The following is a 17,747-nucleotide window of genomic DNA, read 5'->3' on the forward strand; positions in this document are numbered from 1 at the left end:
GAGATGAAGGATCGTCTGAAAAAAGCCCGCCGCATCGTCGCCGTGCAGGAGCAGATGCACCGGCAGGCCGAATGGCGGCTGGCCGAGATCGGCCGGGCCAAGGCCGAGACGGAACGGGTGAGCGCCGAGCTCATCACTACGCTCAATGGCGACACCTTCGGCCCGCTGCTGGTGGAGGTTGTCGCCAAGCGCCTCAAGGTGGTGGCGGCGGAGACCGAGCGGCTGGCCGCCGAGCAGGGCCGGCAAAGCGTGCGGGTGCGCGACGAGGCGCTGCGCCTCAAGCGCGCGGAACGCATGAAGGAAGGCGTTTCCCGCGACCACGACCGCCATCAGGAACAGAAGATGGTGGCCGGCATACTGGAGGGTGTGGCAGCCCGGCTGGCCGTCGCCAAAGAGGAAGATAGTACCCCCTAAGGGGATGCAAGCCTCACACAGGCCAAGCCGCGCACACTGCCAGTCGCCGAATACTCTATCGACGATTGTGGGCAATGGGCATTCAACCTCCTTCCGATCTCGTTCTCGACGTCATGCAGGCGGCTGATCCCAGCCGCGCGCAGAAGGTTGCGACGAACCTGCAGAGGCTGAGTTCTTCGGCCGCTTCGGGTGCGTTCGACACCATGGTTTCGGGCGTGAGGACGGGCTATCAGGGCGGTCTGGCCTATGCCTCCTCCAGCACGACGTCGCTGCACAACATGACGACCATGACCCGTCGTCCCGGCGCGGAGCAGATGGACAGCTCCGCTCCCGTGGCCTCGGCGAAGGACAACCCGCTGCGCAAGTTCGAGGCCATGGTGCTCTCCACCTTCGTGGAATCCATGCTGCCGGCGAAGGCCACCGCGGTCTATGGCAAGGGCAATGCCGGCGGCGTCTGGCGCTCGATGCTGGCGCAGAAGATCGGCGACCAGGTGGCCGAGGCCGGCGGCATCGGCATCGCCAAGAAGATCGCCGGGCGCCACCCGGAGATGACCTCGGTGAGCGGCGCGGCCGCCACGATCCCGGCGCCCCGCGTGGTGCCGCCGGCCGCCGCCGCCACCGATCCGGCGGCGACCGCCGCCAGGGCCGACACGGCGGCCTCGGCCGCCAAGGTCGATACGACCGACAAGACCGATCCATCCGTTTCCGACGTTGCCATTTGAGGATTGCGGTATGAGCGAAAAATCTACAGCGGACGAAAGCCTCGGCTTCTCCATCGCCGCGCAGCTCGCCTGGAGCGAGGCGGACGTTCCCGCCGCCGCGCCGGCGCCGGCCCTGGCAGCTCCTGCGCCCGCGCCGGAGGTTGCCAGCCTCATCAGCTCGCTCGACCGCCTGGAGCAGGTGGTCGACCAGGAGACCGCCGCGCTTGAGGCGCGCCGCGCGATTGACCTCAACGAGGTCAATCGCCTCAAGAGCCGCAGCCTGCTGGAGCTGAGCCGCGCCGTCCGGCACCTGCCGGAGCGCATCGAGCCGGAGTTGCAGGGCCGCCTGTCCGAGCTGAAGCGCAAGCTCCAGCGCAATTGCGAGGTGCTGGCCATGCACCTGCAGGCCGCGCGCGAGATCAGCACCATCCTCAACGGCGCGCTGCGCGCCGCCGAGTCCGATGGCACCTACACCACCGCGCTGCTCGGAGGGCGCGAGGCATGATGAAGCTTGTGGTCATCGGCGTCTGGGTCTGCGCTGTGACGCTGGCTTCGAGCTACGGCGCGGCCTATTGGGCCGCGGGCGCGGGCTTCGGCAAGGCCGAGGATCCGTACCTGCCGGGGCTCGAATACCGGCGCGTGCCGACCATCACAGTGCCGATGATCATCGAGGGCCAGATCAAGGGCTATGTCATCGCCAAGCTGGTCTTCACGGCCGACGCCGGTACGCTGAAAAAGTTGAGTGTTGATCCAGTTGTATTCGTGACGAATGACGCTTTCGGCGAGATCTATACCAATGGTCGCGTCGAGGCCGGGAAGATATCAAAATATAATCTAAAAGAAATGACGGATCGTATCAAAGAGAAGGTGAATGCGCGCCTGAATGGTCCTGTCGTCCAAGAAATTCTTATCGATGGCATCAATTATATCGACAAGAATGACATTCGGACCGTGACCGGCAACCAGTCACCCACCCCTCGCGCGCAGCCCGAAAAGGCTGAGGCGAAGGCAGGCCACTAGATCCGCTTCCAGGGAGTGCGGGGAGGACAACATGAAGATCACAGGCAAACTTTACAGCATCGTCGCAGTGCTCGGCAGCACGACCGTCCTGGTCTGCGGACTGGCCCTGCATGCGCTGAGCGGCGAGTCGGCGGCCTCCGAGCAACTGGACGCGACCTCGCAGCGCGCCTTCCTCACCGAGCGCCTCAACGGCGCGGTGACCGCCGTGGTCATGGAAGCGCGCGGCATCTATGCCTCGTCCACCGTCGAGCAGGCCAAGCCGTTCGCGGCCGGGCTGCTGAAGCAGCTCCAGTTGATCGACACCCTGTCCGCCTCGCTCAAGGGGCGCACCCCGCCGGATGACATGGCGGACCTGCGGCGCGTGCTGGCCGACCTTGAGACGTTCAAGGCGTTCCGCACGGAGACCGCCCGCCTCGGTTCGGACGTCAGCCCGGCCGCCGCCAACACCCAGGGCAACAACGACGAGAACCGCGCCAATCGCCGGGCATTGCAGGCCTCGCTCGACAAGTTCACCAACGAGATCCGCGCCGACCTCGTCCCGCTGCGCGAGCAGCAGGTGGCGCTGCAGAACCGCACGCGCATCCTGCTGCTGAGCATGACCGTCATCGGCCTGGCCATCGGCGTGTCGATCGCCTTGTGGATCGGCACCCGCATGATGAGCCGGCCGCTGCGCCGCGCCGCCGACACGCTGCGCCGGCTGGCCTCCGGCGAGCTCGACGTCGAGATCGAGACCCGCCGCTCCAATGACGAGATCGGCGACCTGTGGCAGTCCACCGAGCAGCTGCTCGTCGAGCTGCGGCAGGCAGACCAGATGCGCCATGAGCAGAGCGCCATGGCCGCCCGCGCCGAGGTGGAGAAGCGCGAGACGATGCGGTCGCTGGCCGACGAGTTCGACCGCGAGGTCTCCGGCGTGGTCCGTACCGTGTCCGACGCGGTGTCCATCCTGGAGCGCAACGCCGCGACCATGAGCGCCTCGGCGGACCAGACCTCGCAGCAGTCCACCGTGGTGGCCGCCGCCGCCGAGGAGGCCACCAGCAACGTGCAGACCGCGGCCTCCGCGGCCGAGGAACTGGCGGCCTCCGTCCGCGAGATCAGCAACCAGGTGTCCACCGCCGCGCATATCGCCGGCGAGGCCACCGACCAGGCGGCCAAGACCGCCGACGTGGCCCGCGGCCTTTCGGTCAGCGCGACCCGCATCGGCCAGGTGGTGAGCCTGATCACCGACATCGCTTCCCAGACCAACCTGCTGGCGCTCAACGCGACCATCGAGGCGGCCCGGGCGGGCGACGCGGGGCGCGGCTTCGCCGTCGTTGCCTCCGAGGTGAAGTCGCTGGCGGAGCAGACCTCCAAGGCGACCGACGAGATCTCCTCGCAGATCTCGGCGGTGCAGGGGGCCACCGACGAGGTGGTCCGGGCCATCGAGGGCATCTCCGACACGATCCGCAAGATCGACGACATCTCGTCGGCCATCGCCAATGCCATCGACCAGCAGGGCGCGGCCACCGGGGAAATTGCGCAGAACGTCAGCCAGGCGGCGCAAGGCACCCAGGAGGTCTCCTCCAGCATCACCGGCGTCTCCGCTGCGGCGGCCGCCACCGGGCGCGTGTCCAGTGACATCGTCCATGCCGCCACCGATCTGTCCGCTCAGGCCAAGCGCCTGCGCAGCCAGGTCGATACCTTCATCGCGCGGGTTCGTGCGGCCTAGGCCGCACCGCGCTCAACCCACCGGGAGAAAGCAGACGCGTCCGGGCGGTACTCCCCCCCACCAATCGGACACCACGCCTTCTTCCCGTCCCCGCATCGTCCTGCCGGCCCCTCACGGTGCCATCAGGCGGGGCGATGCGGGGACACCCGAATGCCAGCCCGCTGGAGTGACAGATGGACGACCTGCTGCGCGAGTTTCTGACCGAGACCAATGAAAGCCTCGACGTTGCAGACGTCGAGCTGGTGAAGTTTGAGCAAGACCCGAACAACGCTCAGATTCTCAACAACATCTTCCGCCTGGTTCACACCATCAAGGGAACCTGCGGCTTCATCGGCCTGTCGCGCCTTGCCGCGCTCGCCCATGCCGCCGAAACGCTGATGGACCGCTTCCGCGAGGGCGTGCCGGTCACCAGCGAGGCGGTGGGGCTGGTGCTCCAGACCGTCGACCGCATTAAGGAACTGATGGCCGAGCTTGAAGCCCGCGGCGGCAGCGAGCCGGAAGGGTCCGACCAGGACCTCATCCATCTGCTCGAGGAAATGGCCGCCGGCGCGCACAAGCCGCCGCCGACCCCGGTCGTGGTCGCGCCCCCGCCGAAGGCGACCGGCACGCAGATCTCGCAGCTTGAGCGCGAACTGCTGCCCGGCGAGATCCCGCTCGACGAGCTCGACCGCATCTTCCGCGAGACCCCGGTGGATCCGCCGCGCGGCCAGGCCGCGCTGCCGGCCCCGGCCAAGGCGGCTCCGCCGGCTCCGGCGCCCAAGCCGCCGGCGCCCGCGCCGGTCGCCCGCAAGGCCGCCGACGACGAGCCCAAGGCTCCGGCCCGTGGCGGCGACGACCATGCCGGCAGCGTGTCCTCGCAGTCCATCCGCGTGAACGTGGGCGTGCTTGAGCACCTGATGACCATGGTGTCCGAGCTGGTGCTGACCCGCAACCAGCTGATGGAGATCGCCCGCCGCCAGGAAGACTCCGAATACAAGGTCCCGCTGCAGCGCCTGTCCAACGTGACGGCGGAACTGCAGGAAGCGGTCATGCGCACCCGCATGCAGCCGATCGGCAATGCCTGGCAGAAGCTGCCGCGCATCGTCCGCGACCTGGCGCAGGAGCTGGGCAAGCAGATCGAGCTGGAGCAGATCGGCGCCGAGACCGAACTCGACCGCCAGGTCCTCGACCAGATCAAGGACCCGCTCACCCACATGGTGCGCAACTCCGCCGACCACGGCCTGGAGATGCCCGAGGAGCGCCGCGCCGCCGGCAAGCCGGAGAAGGGCACCATCCGCCTCTCCGCCTACCATGAGGGCGGCCACGTCATCGTCGAGATCTCCGACGACGGCAAGGGCCTGGACGTCGCCCGCATCAAGCAGAAGGCGCTGGACAACGGCCTCGCCACCGAGGCCGAACTGGCCCGGATGTCGGACGGCCAGGTGTTCCGCTTCATCTTCGCGGCGGGCTTCTCCACCGCGGCGAAGGTCACCAACGTCTCCGGCCGCGGCGTCGGCATGGACGTGGTGCGCTCGAACATCGAGCTGATCGGCGGCACGGTCGAAGTGCGCTCGAAGCAGGGCTTCGGCTCGACCTTCGTCATCAAGATCCCGCTCACCCTCGCCATCGTCCCGGCGCTGATCGTCGAGGCCTCCGGCGAGCGCTTCGCGGTGCCGCAGAGCGCGGTTATCGAGCTGGTCCGCGTGCAGCCCAATTCCGAGCATCAGGTCAAGCGCCTGAAGGAATCCCCGGTGCTGTGCCTGCGCGACAAGCTGCTGCCCATCGTCAACCTCGGCCGCCTGCTGGGCATGGTCCAGGACGGCGAGGAGAACCTGGACGACCTGCTCATCGCGGTGATGCAGGTGGGCAACCAGACCTTCGGCGTGGTGGTGGACGCGGTCTCCCACACCGAGGAAATCGTGGTGAAGCCCATGTCCACGGTACTGCGCCAGCTGCCCATGGTGTCGGGCTCGACCATCCTCGGCGACGGCCGCGTGATCATGATCGTCGATCCCGCCGGCCTTGCCCAGGTGGCGGCCAGCCCCGAGGAGGAGCGCGCCTCCGACCTCGCCGCCGACGCCGCGGCCCGGCTGCGCGACCAGGGCGCGACCACCTCGCTGCTGCTGTTCCGCGCCGGCTCGACCGACGTCAAGGCGGTGCCGCTGTCGCTGGTCACCCGCCTCGAAGAGCTGGAGCTCGACAAGGTGGAGACCGTCAACGGCCACCCGGTCATCCAGTATCGCGGCTCGCTGATCCCGCTGGTGCACGTCAACGACAACGTGAAGCGCGGCACCACCGGCACCCAGCCGATGCTGATCTTCTCCGACGAGGGCCGCGTGATGGGCCTCGTGGTGGACGAGATCGTCGACATCGTCGAGGCCCGCCTCGACATGCAGCTCTCCTCGGATGCCCCCGAGGCGCTGGGCGCGGCCATCATCGACGGCCAGGCCACCGAGATCCTCGACGTCGGCCACTTCCTCTCCATCGCCTTCGGCGACTGGTTCGAGCGCAATGAGGAAGACGACGATTTCGGCAAGCTGCTGCTGGTGGACGACAGCCTGTTCTACCGCAACCTCATCGAGCCGGTGCTGCGCGGCGCCGGCTACGAGGTGACGTCCTGCGCGTCCGGTCGCGAGGCGCTGGAGCGCCTCCAGAGCGGCATCCGCTTCGACGCCATCGTCAGCGACCTCGACATGCCGGAGATGGACGGCTTCCAGTTCGCCCGCCAGGTGCGCGCCGAGCCGGCCACCGCCGGGGTTCCGATCATCGCGCTGTCGAGCGACCGTTCGTCCGACAGCATCGAGCGGGCCCGCCAGGCCGGCTTCACCGACTACATCGCCAAGTTCGACCGTCCCGGTCTCATCGCCGCGCTGAAGGAATTCGCCGGCACTGCTCATGGAGAGGCGGCATGACCAGCACCAGTCTCGTCATCGCACGACAGGAAAACACCGGCGCCGGCGCGCAGTACGTGACGGTGCGGATCGGGCCGCAGCTGTTCGGCCTGCCGATCGAGATGGTGCACGAGGTGTTCGTGCCCGATCACATCACCCGCGTCCCGCTCTCGAATCCCGAGATCGAGGGGGTGCTGAACCTGCGCGGCCGCATCGTCACGATGATCAACATGCGCACCATGCTCGGCCTGGCCGCCCATGCGGAGAACCGCCGCATGGCGGTGGGCATCGAGCACCACGGCGAGTCCTACGGGCTGATGATCGACGAAGTGGGCGAGGTGCTGGTGCTCGAGCCGGGCCGGCGCGAAGCCAACCCCACCAATCTCGACGCGCACTGGGCCGACATCGTCACCGGCGTCTACCGCCTGAAGGGGCAGCTGATGCTGGTTCTCGACGTGGATCTCGCCCTCGGGCGTCTCAATACGGCCCGCGCTGCCTGATCGCCGCGGCACTAATTCAGGAGAGGAACCATGAAGACCTGCCTTGTGGTGGATGATTCAGGCGTGGTGCGAAAGGTGGCTCGGCGCATTCTGGAGGACCTGTCCTTCAGCGTGCGCGAGGCCGCCGACGGGCAGGCCGCCCTTCAGAGCTGCGAAGAACTCATGCCGGACGGGATCCTGCTGGACTGGAACATGCCGGTGATGGAGGGCATCGAGTTCCTCCAGGTGCTGCGCCAGCGCGAGGGCGGCGACGTCCCGCGGGTGATCTTCTGCACCACCAACAACGACATCGAGCACATCACGCGGGCCATCGAGGCCGGCGCGAACGAATACATCATGAAGCCGTTCGATCAGGACATCCTGCGCGAAAAGCTCGAAGAGGTCGGCCTGCTGGAAAAGGCCCCCGCCACATGACGAGCATTCCCGCATCCACTGGGGATCCGGGCGTCGCCGACGACCCGATCCGGGTGATGATCGTGGATGACAGCGTGTTCATTCGCGGGATTCTCTCGAACTGGCTCAGCGAAGCCCCCGACCTGCGGGTCGTCGCCACCCACGCCAACGGCCGCCGTGCCGTGGACGATGTGGTGAAGTCGCAGCCCGACGTCGTCATCCTCGATCTCGAAATGCCCGAGATGGACGGCCTGACGGCTCTGCCCCTGATCCTGGAGAAGAAGCCGAACACGGTCGTGCTCGTCGCCTCCACGCTCACCCGCCGCGGCGCCGAAGTGTCGCTGAAGGCGATGAGCCTGGGTGCGGCCGACTACGTGCCCAAGCCCGACGCCGGGCGCGGCATCTCCGCCGCCGACGAATTCCGCCGCGACCTGACGGCGAAGGTGCGCAGCCTCGGTTTGCGCGTGCGCCGCCGCGGCAGCCTGCCGCGCGTCCTCGCGCCGGTCGCTCCGGTCGCTCCGGCCCATGTCGCGCCCGCGGCGCCCGTCGCTCCGGCGGCTCCCGGCGCGCCGGCCGCGCCCGCTGCGGCGCGTCCCGCGCCGGCGCCCGCGCCGGCCGCGCCCGGGTCCGCCTTCGTCAAGCCGAAGGTCAACGACAAGCGCCGGTCCTATTCCATGTCGCCGGTGAGCCTGCTCGCCGTCGGCAGCTCGACCGGCGGCCCGCAGGCGCTCACCCGCCTGTTCACCGACATCGGCCCGTCCATCGGCAGCGTGCCGGTGGTCATCGTGCAGCACATGCCGGCCACCTTCACGGCCATCCTCGCCGAGCATGTGGGGCGCGCGGCCGGGCGTCCGGCGGCGGAAGGGGTGGATGGCGAGGTCCTGAAGGCCGGACATATCTACATCGCGCCGGGCGGCAAGCACATGGTTCTGGAGAAGGTCGGCAACGACAAGGTGATCCGTCTGAATGACGGGCCGGCGGTGAATTTCTGCAAACCCGCGGTCGATCCCATGTTCGACACGGTGGCGGAGATCTACGGCCGCAACACGCTCGCGGTGGTGCTCACGGGCATGGGCAGCGACGGCGCCAAGGGCGCCGGCCGCATCGCCGATGCCGGCGGCAGCGTGATCGCGCAAGACGAAGAGACCAGCGTCGTTTGGGGCATGCCCGGTGCGACCGTTCAGATGGGGAACGCTTCCGAAGTGCTCTCCATCGGCGACATCGGCCGCAAGGTGGCCCGCTTGCTGACGGGAGGACGGGCATGATCAGCGCAGCAGATTACGAGTTCTTCAAGAAATACCTTAAGCAGCACTCGGGCCTGATCCTGTCGGACGACAAGCATTACCTGCTCGAAAGCCGCCTGGTGCCCCTGCTGCGCAAGTTCGAGCTTCCGGACTTCGCCCGGCTGGCGTCGGTGCTGCGCGACAGCAGCTCCACTATCATCGCCGAGGCGGTGATCGAGGCGATGACCACGAACGAGTCGCTGTTCTTCCGCGACAAGACCCCGTTCGAGGTCTTCACCACCGTGATGCTGCCGAAGCTGCACGCGACCCGTCCGCCGTCGCAGCCCCTGCGCATCTGGTGCGCCGCCGCCTCCACCGGGCAGGAGCCCTATTCGCTGGCGATGACGCTGAAGGAGAACCCCCACCTCGTCGGCACCCGCCGGGTGGAGTTCCTCTGCACGGACCTGTCCAACGAAGTGCTCGAGCGCGCCTCCTCCGGCCGCTACAATCAGTTCGAGGTGCAGCGCGGGCTGCCCATCCAGATGCTGATGAAGTACTTCAAGAAGGTCGACGACATGTGGGAGGTCTCCTCCCAGTTGAAGGCCGGCATGCAGTTCCGCAAGCTCAACCTGCTGAACCCCTTCGTGGGCCTCGGCACGTTCGACATCGTGTTCTGCCGCAACGTGCTCATCTATTTCGATGCGCCCACCAAGACCGATATCCTCAACCGCATCGCCAAGGTCACGGCGGCGGACGGCTATCTGGTGCTCGGCGGCGCGGAGACGGTGATGGGCCTCGGCGATGCCTATCGCCCGCTGCCGAACCAGCGCGGCTTCTACGTGCCCAACGTGCCGGCGGCCAGCGCCCCGGCCATGGCGAGCCGCTGATCGGCCGACCGCCGGTCCGCGCGCGGACCGTCCGACCTTCGTCCTCCGGGCGGAATCGCGGCTGCGATTCCGCCCGGAGGCGTTTCGGCCCTCGCCGCCCGCTTCAAGCCGAAGCGTGGGGATAAATGCGGCGATGCGACCTCGGCGAAAGCATAGGTCTGGACCATGCGCCCACGAGGACGGCAGCGGGGGGCTGCCGCTTCCTCGATTGCCGCTCGAAATCCCCCTATTCGAGGTGCGCGTCTCCGCCCCTGTGGCGCGTACCGGCATTGGATGCACGCACTCATGACGACGACAGATGATCTACGCCAGCGTCTGAGCTTCATAGGTATGGACAAGCCGCTCCAGGCCAGCCTGCGCGACGCGCGGGCGCTGGTCGTTCCGGCCATGCCCCGGATCCTGGACGGCTTCTACGATCACCTCATGTCCTATCCGGACATGGCCAAGATGTTTCCCACCCCGTCCGTGCGCGCCCACGCCAAGGCGATGCAGCTCAAGCACTGGGACGTCATCCTGAACGGCACGTTCGACGCCACCTATGTGGACTCGGTCACGCGCATCGGCCGCACCCATGCCCGGCTCGGCCTGGAGCCGCGCTGGTACATCGCCGGCTACAGCCTGCTGCTGGGCGGGCTGGTGACGGCCATCGAGACCGGCTTCAAGGCCGGGCGCTTCGACAAGACCGCGCCGGACCGCAAGGCGGGCCTGATTCGCGCCGTCATCACGGCGGCGCTGCTCGACATGGACTTCGCCATCTCGGTCTATCTCGACAGCGGTATCAAGGCGAAGCAGGAGACGCTGGACCGGATCGGCGTCACCTTCCGCGGCATCGTGAGCACCGTCTCCACGGCGGCGACCGACCTGGAGACCACCGCCGCCTCGCTGGCCCGCGTCGCCGAGACCACCCGGAGCCTCACCGCCACGGTCGCGGCCTCCTCCGAGGAAGCCTCCTCCAACGTCCAGTCGGTGGCCACCGCGTCCGACGAACTGGCGGCGTCCATCACCGAGATCGGCCGGCAGGTGCGGGAATCCTCGCGCATCGCCGACGAGGCGGTGCAGCAGGCGGCGAAGACCGACGAGCGCATCGCCGCGCTGGCCGGCGCGTCCGCGCGCATCGGCGACGTGCTCAAGCTGATCACCGCCATCGCCGAGCAGACCAACCTTTTGGCGCTCAACGCCACCATCGAGGCGGCGCGCGCCGGCGAGGCGGGGCGCGGCTTCGCCGTGGTGGCGCAGGAGGTGAAGGCGCTCGCCGCCCAGACCGCGAAGGCCATCGAGGAGATCGGCGGCCAGATCACCGCCATGCAGTCCGCCACCAGCGACAGCGTGGCCGCGGTCAAGGAGATCGGCAGCACCATCGAGCGCCTGTCGGGCATCTCCGAGGCCATCGCCCATGCGGTGGACCAGCAGAGCGCGGCGACCTCGATGATCACCACCAACGTGGCCCAGGCGGCGCGCGGGACCGAGGAGGTGGCGAGCGCCATCGGCTCGGTGCGGGCGGGCGCGGTGGACACCGGCGCGGTGTCCGACCAGGTGCTCGGCTCGGCCCGCATGCTGAGCGCCGAGAGCCAACGCCTGAACCAGGAGGTGGAGACCTTCCTGGCGACCGTGCGCGGCGCCTGAGGCTTCATCGCCACGAGATCGAACGGCCCCGGCACCCGCCGGGGCCGTTCGCGTTTTCAGATGCCGTGCTGCCGGGGCTTGGGCGCCAGGAAGCGCAGGATCAGCGGGCGCGAGGCGACGATGGGGCCGAAGCGCGGGGTCAGCGACAGCGGCAGGCAGTTGGCGAGGCTGTTGAGCGCCTCGGCCACGAAGGCCTTCTGGTCGGCCAGCGAGCCGGGCAGCTTGGAATAGGAGGCGACCGGGGTGCCCCGCAGCCGGCCCTTGGCATCGACCGCGAAGCGCAGGGTGAGCGTGGCGTCCTCGGGCCCCGCTACCGGCTCCAGGCAGGCGGCGAAATGGGCGTCGAACGCCTTCCAGTTGTCGAGCGGGCCGGCGGGCTCCGCCGGGCGCTCCGGCTGGGCGGCCTCGCGCGACTGGAGGCGCGGGGTCGGCGGCACCGGGGCCTTGGGCGGGGCATTGTCGCCGGGCGGCAGCGGATCGCCCACGGCGGCGAGGCGGAGGGCGCCCTGCGCCGGGGTGTCGTCCAGTCCGGCCACGGCGTCCGCCAGGGCCGGGGAGAAGGCGGCATTCGAAAGCATGAGCAGGCCGGCGACGGCGGCCGCGCCGTGGGGGCGGAACGGAACGCCGGCGCGCGGGCGCGCGCCGGCGGGACGGCGGAGAAGGCAGGTCATTTCAGTTGGTGGTCCGCAGGGGTGGGGGCGAGGGAGGTGTGGTGCCGCGTTCGAGATGCTCCGCCACTTCGCGCAGCGCGTCCGCCAGGGCGCGCAATTGCTCTGCGGTGGCGGACACCTGCACGGCGGGGGAGGGAAGGCCGGGGCGCGGCTTTCCCACCTCCAGGCGGATGGCGCCCACTTCACCGCCGAAGAGGGCTGTGGTGAATCCCTGGAGCGGCCACCGCCTTCAGGCGGCCGTCGTCATCCTTGTCCCAATCGTCGAAACGCATAGGCGGGCTTTCCGATGTGTCGGGATGCACCTGAGGTCATCTCGGGGTGAGGGGGCACGGGGGATGGCGCGCGCAGGAGGACCCCGGAGCCCGGGCGGAGAACGGCCCTGGGGAGCCGCGATCCGCGCCGGAACGGCAATGTCACGGGCGGCCTTCGGCCCGGTTCGCGGGGAAGGTGGCTCGTGCCCTGTTGCGGGATGATCCAGGCTTGCGCCGGCCCGCCGTGGCCGTCCAAGCGGGTGGACTGTGCGCCTCTTTCCGGCGTCCGACAATCCGTCGGATGGCGCATCCGCGGGGGATGTGGATGGCGCTGCGGGGATGGTGGGGGCGGGCGCGGCGGGCCTTGGCCGGGCGGCGCGCGGCCGCGGTGAAACGGGGCGCGCAAGGGTGCGGCAATCGGTCCGTCTGCCGTATCGACGAACATAGCCGGCGACGCTATAGGTGGTGCCGGACGGGGAGCGTGTCGGCGAATTGATCTCGGTCGTCATTCCAACCAAGGATTCCGAGCGCGACTTGGTGCCGGTGCTGTCCGCGCTGGTGGCGGGCGTGACCGGCGGCATCCTGCGCGACGTGATCCTCGTCGACGGCGCCTCGACGGACGACACGGCCAAGATCGCCGATGCCGCCGGGTGCCATTTCCTGCCGTCGGTGAGCGATGTGGGGGTGCGCATGCGCCAGGGCGCGGCTCATACCCATGGCCGCTGGCTGCTGTTCCTCGGGCCCAACGCCATCCTGGACGAGGGCTGGCCGCGCGAGGTGGGCACGTTCCTGGAGACGGTGGAGCGGCGCGGCGCCGGCGACCGGGCGGTGGCCACCTTCCGCCTGTCCGTGGACGGCTACGGCTTCCGCCCGCGCCTCGGCGAGGCGGTGGCGGCGGCGCAGCTCACGGTGCTCGGCCTGCCGCGTCCGGGGCAGGGGCTGCTCATCTCACGGCGCCATTACGAGCGGCTCGGCGGCCATCCCGCCGGCGTCGCTGCCGAGCGGCGGCTCATCGCCCGCATCGGGCGGCGCCGGGTCCATGTGCTGCGCACGCGCGTGCTGCTGGCCGCGCCGCGGACGGAGCAGGCCTGAGGAGGCCTGCCGGGCGGCGTTCAGGGGGCCGGCGTTCAGCGAACGGAGGCGACGACCTGCGGGATGTCCTCGCGGCGGACGCCGATGTGCGCCAGCTCGGAATCCGACATGCGGGTCAGTTCCTCATACTTGTTCATCATGCGCCGGGCCTCGCGGATCGCGGCGAAGGTCTGCGACACGATCTCGGACAGCCGGCCGAAGCCGCGATGGGAGCCGGGGATGGCGGAAGAGGTGAGGGTGGACATCTGCTTTCTCCTTCCGCTGAGGAATACAAGATACGGGTGCGTTGCAACATAGAGAATTGTGCATGGCAGCAATGCGCTCCTGCGCGAGCGGGCGGAACGGCCCCGGCGGCGCCCGTGGAAAAGTGGGGCGGGGCTCTGGACCCCGGCAGGTGAATTGCGTATAGAGGCGCCCTCGCAGCCGGTTTCCGGCCGCGCCGCCGCTTTGCCGGCGGGCCGGTGCCGCAAGGCCCGGCACGAGCCAGGTGCCCGGGTCACATGCTTCGGCATCCGTGCTCAGCGCTTGGGGGATAGTTCAACGGTAGAACTGCGGACTCTGACTCCGTCAATCTAGGTTCGAATCCTAGTCCCCCAGCCACTTGATCTCACTATGAATCGATGGCGCCCCGGCAGGTGCATGGAGCTGTTTTGCGGCGGGCATTGCGCCGTCGCATGCGCCCGATCCTTACCCTTGCTTCTCATACGGATCGCGCTTTGCTGCGAAACGACCGAAGCAATATCTTCCTACGATCCAGAGGTATGCGACGGACACAATGGCAAGGGGAGCCAGATAGAGAAAGCCATATGGGCTTGCTTCCCTTCTGAACTGAAACGCTGTGGCAAGAGCTACGCCGATAAGCCCGACGTGCAGCCGAGCTTTGTATTGGCCCCAAAGTGCGTCGTGCAAGCTCACCGCTTATTCCCAAGAGATCCGATCGCGCGCGGGCGCTGTGCCGCCGCATGCCGCGAAAGTGGCGCGCGGCGGAGCGGAGGCGGGTCCGACGGGGCCGCCACCGCTTTGGAAATTCGCCGGACGCGATGCAGGAACAGGCTGAACGGAGCGGTTTTTTCCCGTAAGGGATGGGCGCGTCCCGCGCTTTGCATCCGCCACAGAGATCCCCGATGGTGCCGTACTCCAGCCCGACACGTGTTGCGCGTCCCGTGCCGTCGCGGTCCGCCGTCGCGATGCTGCTGGCGTTCGCGCCCGCCATCCTGCTGTTCGTCCTCGGCGGCCTGGCCGAGATCCGCTCGCCCGGCCTCTACATGGATGCGCTGACGCCCGACTATATCGTCGTGCGCACGCTCAATCCCGCCGCCGACGTGCCCATCTGGACCTTCCCCGGCGCGCTGCTGTTCAACAAGTTCCCCATCATCGCCCAGATCTACCACGGGGCGCTCACCTATTATGTCGGGCTGCCCGCTTATGCCGTGTTCGGCACCGGCATCGTCGGCATCCGCCTGACCAACCTGATGTACGGCCTCCTGGTGCTGGTGAGCGCCGGCCTGTTCCTGCGGGCGTTCCGGGTCGGCCCGGTGATCATCGGCCTGTGCCTCGCCGCCTTCGCGCTGGAGCCGGGCCTGCTGTTCGCCTTCCGCACCCAGTTCTTCATCAATCTCCTGCCGTGCGCGCCGCTGCTGCTGGCGATCGCCTTGGTGGAGGGGCGGCGCGACGCGGCCCCCGGCGTGGCGCTGGCGGCGGTGGCCGGCTTCCTCGCCGCGCTGTCGGTCTATGGCTATTTCATCTACCTGTTCCTCGCCCCAGTGGCGGGGCTGCACGCGCTCTGGGCCTGGCGGCGGGAGCCGCGGCGGGTGCCGCTCATCCTCGGCTGGCTGGCCGGTTTCGCGCTGGGCGGGTCGCTGTATCTGTTCGGCTTCGCCATGATGATCGTGGCCATGGGCGGGGTGCGGAACTTCCTCGCCTTCCTGTCCGGCAACGTGCAGCAACTGGGGGTGGCCTCGTCCGTGTCGCTGCCGGCGCGCGTGGCCTATTTCGTCCAGCTGGTGGAATGGACCCTGCTCGATGTCGGCCCGCCGCTGATGATGCTGCGCAAGACGCTGCCGCCGGCCGCCGCCGAGATGAGGCTGGCGCTGCTGCTGGGGCTGCCCGCGCTGGGCGTGGTGCTGAACCTCGTGCGGCCGCCGCGCTCCCCCGGCCTGTTCGTGGCGGCGGGCCTGTTCGTGGGCACCGGCGTCCTGGTGCTGGTGTTCGGCTCGCGCGTCTGGCTCCAGCACACCATCATGCTGCTGCCCATCGTCTATGTGGCGCTGGCGCTGACGCTGGATCTGCTGGCGCGGCAGGTGGCCGCCCCGCCGCGCGCCGTGCTGGCGGCGACGCTGCTGCTGGCGGTGCCGCTGGCGGCGATGAACGTGCTGGACCGGCAGGCGGTGCTGGCCGAGCTCGGCCGCAGCGGCGGCGTGGGGCTGGCCTCCGACGCCATCGTCCGCTTCGCCGAGGACAACCGCGCCGGGGCCGCCGGCGCGGCGCCGACCCGCGCCTTCTTCCCGGACTGGGGCATCTTCATGTCGTTCGAGATGGTCACCGGCGGGCGCGTCCCCGTGACCACCGACTTCAGCGCCAAGGACGCCCGCAAGACGCTCTGCGCCGGCCAGGACGTGCTGCTGGGCATCATGGACGGTGCGGTGGAAGGGCAGCCGGACCCGGCGCGCGTGACCGATCCCGCCCGCCTGCCGAACTGGATCGCGGAGATCGACTGGGGCCAGCCCGAGGTGACCGTCTATCGGCAGCGCGACGGCACGCCGGTGCTGCACGCGGTGCGCTGGCGGGCCGCGACCCCCACACACGCGCCCTGCACCCCGTGACGGTCCCCGCCGGCCGGAGCAGGCCGTCTCCGTCCGGGCTAGCTATCTGTTTCGGCGGGTTTTCTTCACCCGGACCGGCATCGGCTCGGCGCGAAAACGCCCTAGCGGCAGGTGCCGTTGCCGGATAGGGTGCAAGCTCATGCGCGGGAGGGGGAACGGGCCGTGCTTGAAGTGCTGCGTCGCGGGCTGCGCAAGCTGCCGGGCGGAACGATCCGCCCGCGGCAGCTGGGCGCGTTCCTGGCGCTCGTCTGCATCCTCGGCCTCGTCATCGTCAGCGGCATCGCCGCCCGCCTGAGCAGCGCGGCGGTGGCCGAGCGCATCCAGCAGAACATGGTGACCACGGCGACGGGCCTCGCCGACCGGCTCGACATGGACATGTTCGAGCGCTACCGCGAGATCCGCAACCTGGCGAACATGCGGCCGCTGGCGCCGATCTGGGAGGGCGATCCGGCGCAGGTGCAGGCGGTGCTCGACCAGGTGCAGGCGACGATGAAGCACTTCGCCTGGATCGGCTTCGCCCGGCCGGACGGCACCGTGCTCGCGGCCACGCGCGGCCTGCTGCAAGGCGTGTCGGTTGCCGCGCGACCGTGGTTCAAGGACGGCCTCAGGGGGCCGGCGGTGGGCGACCTGCACGAGGCGGTGATGCTGGCCAAGCTGCTGGACGCCCGGCCGGGCGATGATCCGGAGCGGTTCGTGGACATCGCCTTTCCGGTGCGCGCGCCGGATGGCCGGCTGCTCGGCGTGCTCGGCGCCCATCTGTCGTCGCGCTGGGCGGAGGGACTGCGCCAGAGGGTGCTGAAGGCCCAGCCGGGAACCAAGGTCTCCGTGCTCTCGGCGGGCGGCGTGGTGCTGCTGGGCGAGGATCCCGGCAGCGCGCCGTTCGCGGCCGATGAGGTGGCGCGCATGGGCGTCACCCGCTCGGGCGCCTTCGTCCATCGGTTCAACGGCGTCCAGATGCTGACCGGCTATGCCGTCGCCGATGGCGCGCAGGATTATCCCGGGCTGAAATGGATCGTGGTGGCGCAGCAGCCGTCCGATGCCGCCTTCGCCTCCGCCTATCGGCTGGCCTTCACCATCATCGCCGTCGGCGGCGTGGTGCTCATCGTCTGCGGCGGCCTGTCGCTCTGGCTGGTGGGCCGCATCCGCGCCACGCCCTTGTGACCTGACGCACCCTTGTGACTTGACGCATCCCTGTGAGCTGAAACGCGCCTATGACCTGGCGCGGCGCGCCGCCACGCGGATCGGCATACGGATCGCCATGCGGATCGGCATGCGCCGGCGACCGGCGGGGGCGGCTGGGCGGCAGCTCAGGGCATCGAGAGCCGCCCAGCCTCGCACCTTCGCCCGGGCCCGGAGGCCTGCGCAAAGGCGGTATAACCATAAAACGATTACCTGGGGTTGTAAACATTGCTGACGTGGCGACCCTCGCGGGGGCCTTCGCGGGAGGAGCCTTGGCGGCAGGAAGCTTGGCGGCAGGAAGCTTGGCGCGCGGGGCCATGGGGCATGGAGCCATGCGCGGCCGCCGGCCGGTTCCGCTGGAACTTGCGCCGCACCCGGCCGTTGCGTTCCTGACAG

General features: G+C 69.2%; 17 protein-coding genes and 1 tRNA gene. 15 read left to right on the forward strand and 3 right to left on the reverse strand.

The genetic code is table 11. The features are described from left to right. Window positions 1-3: 3 nt before the first annotated feature. From YU1_RS30360 to YU1_RS0120085, 11 genes are all read left to right on the forward strand, one after another. Window positions 4-414 carry a hypothetical protein gene (locus YU1_RS30360; RefSeq protein ID WP_051357063.1) on the forward strand — a complete coding sequence of 137 codons (411 nt, stop codon included), beginning with the start codon at window positions 4-6 and terminating at the stop codon, window positions 412-414. Window positions 415-488: 74 nt separating this feature from the next. Next, window positions 489-1,136, forward strand: coding sequence for a rod-binding protein (locus tag YU1_RS30365; protein ID WP_051357064.1), 648 nt, complete (start codon window positions 489-491; stop codon window positions 1,134-1,136). 10 nt (window positions 1,137-1,146) lie between these two features. After that, entirely contained in the window at window positions 1,147-1,620 is a 474-nt protein-coding gene (locus tag YU1_RS0120045) for a hypothetical protein (protein ID WP_245263391.1), read from the forward strand. After that, window positions 1,617-2,135, forward strand: a complete 519-nt coding sequence (locus YU1_RS30370) for a hypothetical protein (protein ID WP_051357065.1) — start codon at window positions 1,617-1,619, stop codon at window positions 2,133-2,135. Before YU1_RS0120045 ends, YU1_RS30370 begins: the two co-directional genes overlap by 4 nt. 31 nt (window positions 2,136-2,166) lie before the next feature. Beyond that, the gene (locus tag YU1_RS0120055) at window positions 2,167-3,840 is read left to right on the forward strand and encodes a methyl-accepting chemotaxis protein (protein WP_029005604.1); all 1,674 of its coding nucleotides are present in this window, start codon (window positions 2,167-2,169) and stop codon (window positions 3,838-3,840) included. A 173-nt stretch (window positions 3,841-4,013) separates the two neighbouring features. After that, on the forward strand, window positions 4,014-6,731 hold the full coding sequence (locus YU1_RS0120060; protein ID WP_029005605.1) for a hybrid sensor histidine kinase/response regulator: 2,718 nt from the start codon (window positions 4,014-4,016) through the stop codon (window positions 6,729-6,731). Next, window positions 6,728-7,210, forward strand: coding sequence for a chemotaxis protein CheW (locus tag YU1_RS0120065; protein ID WP_035716043.1), 483 nt, complete (start codon window positions 6,728-6,730; stop codon window positions 7,208-7,210). Before YU1_RS0120060 ends, YU1_RS0120065 begins: the two co-directional genes overlap by 4 nt. A 30-nt stretch (window positions 7,211-7,240) precedes the next feature. Next, window positions 7,241-7,624 (forward strand): response regulator, encoded by a 384-nt coding sequence (locus YU1_RS0120070; protein WP_029005607.1) that lies wholly within the window; start codon window positions 7,241-7,243, stop codon window positions 7,622-7,624. Continuing rightward, window positions 7,621-8,868, forward strand: a complete 1,248-nt coding sequence (locus YU1_RS0120075; protein ID WP_029005608.1) for a protein-glutamate methylesterase/protein-glutamine glutaminase — start codon at window positions 7,621-7,623, stop codon at window positions 8,866-8,868. The genes YU1_RS0120070 and YU1_RS0120075 overlap by 4 nt, the downstream gene beginning before the upstream one ends. Further along, entirely contained in the window at window positions 8,868-9,713 is an 846-nt protein-coding gene (locus YU1_RS30375) for a CheR family methyltransferase (protein ID WP_198018995.1), read from the forward strand. Before YU1_RS0120075 ends, YU1_RS30375 begins: the two co-directional genes overlap by 1 nt. 285 nt (window positions 9,714-9,998) lie before the next feature. Continuing rightward, window positions 9,999-11,336 (forward strand): globin-coupled sensor protein, encoded by a 1,338-nt coding sequence (locus tag YU1_RS0120085; RefSeq protein ID WP_029005609.1) that lies wholly within the window; start codon window positions 9,999-10,001, stop codon window positions 11,334-11,336. A gap of 56 nt (window positions 11,337-11,392) precedes the next feature. Here YU1_RS0120085 and YU1_RS32150 read toward each other — a convergent pair whose 3' ends face one another. Next, entirely contained in the window at window positions 11,393-12,007 is a 615-nt protein-coding gene (locus YU1_RS32150) for a hypothetical protein (protein ID WP_051357066.1), read from the reverse strand. 1 nt (window position 12,008) lies between these two features. After that, window positions 12,009-12,188 carry a hypothetical protein gene (locus tag YU1_RS0120095; RefSeq protein ID WP_029005610.1) on the reverse strand — a complete coding sequence of 60 codons (180 nt, stop codon included), beginning with the start codon at window positions 12,186-12,188 and terminating at the stop codon, window positions 12,009-12,011. 532 nt (window positions 12,189-12,720) lie between these two features. On the opposite strand from YU1_RS0120095, the gene YU1_RS0120100 reads away from it, so the two are divergent. Next, the gene (locus tag YU1_RS0120100) at window positions 12,721-13,350 is read left to right on the forward strand and encodes a glycosyltransferase (protein WP_245263392.1); all 630 of its coding nucleotides are present in this window, start codon (window positions 12,721-12,723) and stop codon (window positions 13,348-13,350) included. Window positions 13,351-13,385: 35 nt separating this feature from the next. On the opposite strand, the gene YU1_RS34070 is transcribed toward YU1_RS0120100, so the two are convergent. Beyond that, the gene (locus tag YU1_RS34070; protein ID WP_035716048.1) at window positions 13,386-13,595 is read right to left on the reverse strand and encodes a YjiS-like domain-containing protein; all 210 of its coding nucleotides are present in this window, start codon (window positions 13,593-13,595) and stop codon (window positions 13,386-13,388) included. A 281-nt stretch (window positions 13,596-13,876) separates the two neighbouring features. On the opposite strand from YU1_RS34070, the gene YU1_RS0120110 reads away from it, so the two are divergent. From YU1_RS0120110 to YU1_RS30385, 3 genes are all read left to right on the forward strand, one after another. After that, window positions 13,877-13,950: transfer RNA gene (locus tag YU1_RS0120110), tRNA-Gln, on the forward strand. Window positions 13,951-14,513: 563 nt separating this feature from the next. Further along, entirely contained in the window at window positions 14,514-16,172 is a 1,659-nt protein-coding gene (locus YU1_RS33585; RefSeq protein ID WP_156922292.1) for a hypothetical protein, read from the forward strand. A gap of 162 nt (window positions 16,173-16,334) precedes the next feature. Continuing rightward, a complete protein-coding gene (locus YU1_RS30385; protein WP_035716049.1) occupies window positions 16,335-17,333 on the forward strand; it encodes a cache domain-containing protein in 999 nt (332 codons plus the stop codon). Window positions 17,334-17,747 lie beyond the last annotated feature (414 nt).

The sequence above is a fragment of the Azorhizobium doebereinerae UFLA1-100 genome, assembly GCF_000473085.1.
Taxonomy (GTDB): Bacteria; Pseudomonadota; Alphaproteobacteria; order Rhizobiales; family Xanthobacteraceae; genus Azorhizobium; species Azorhizobium doebereinerae.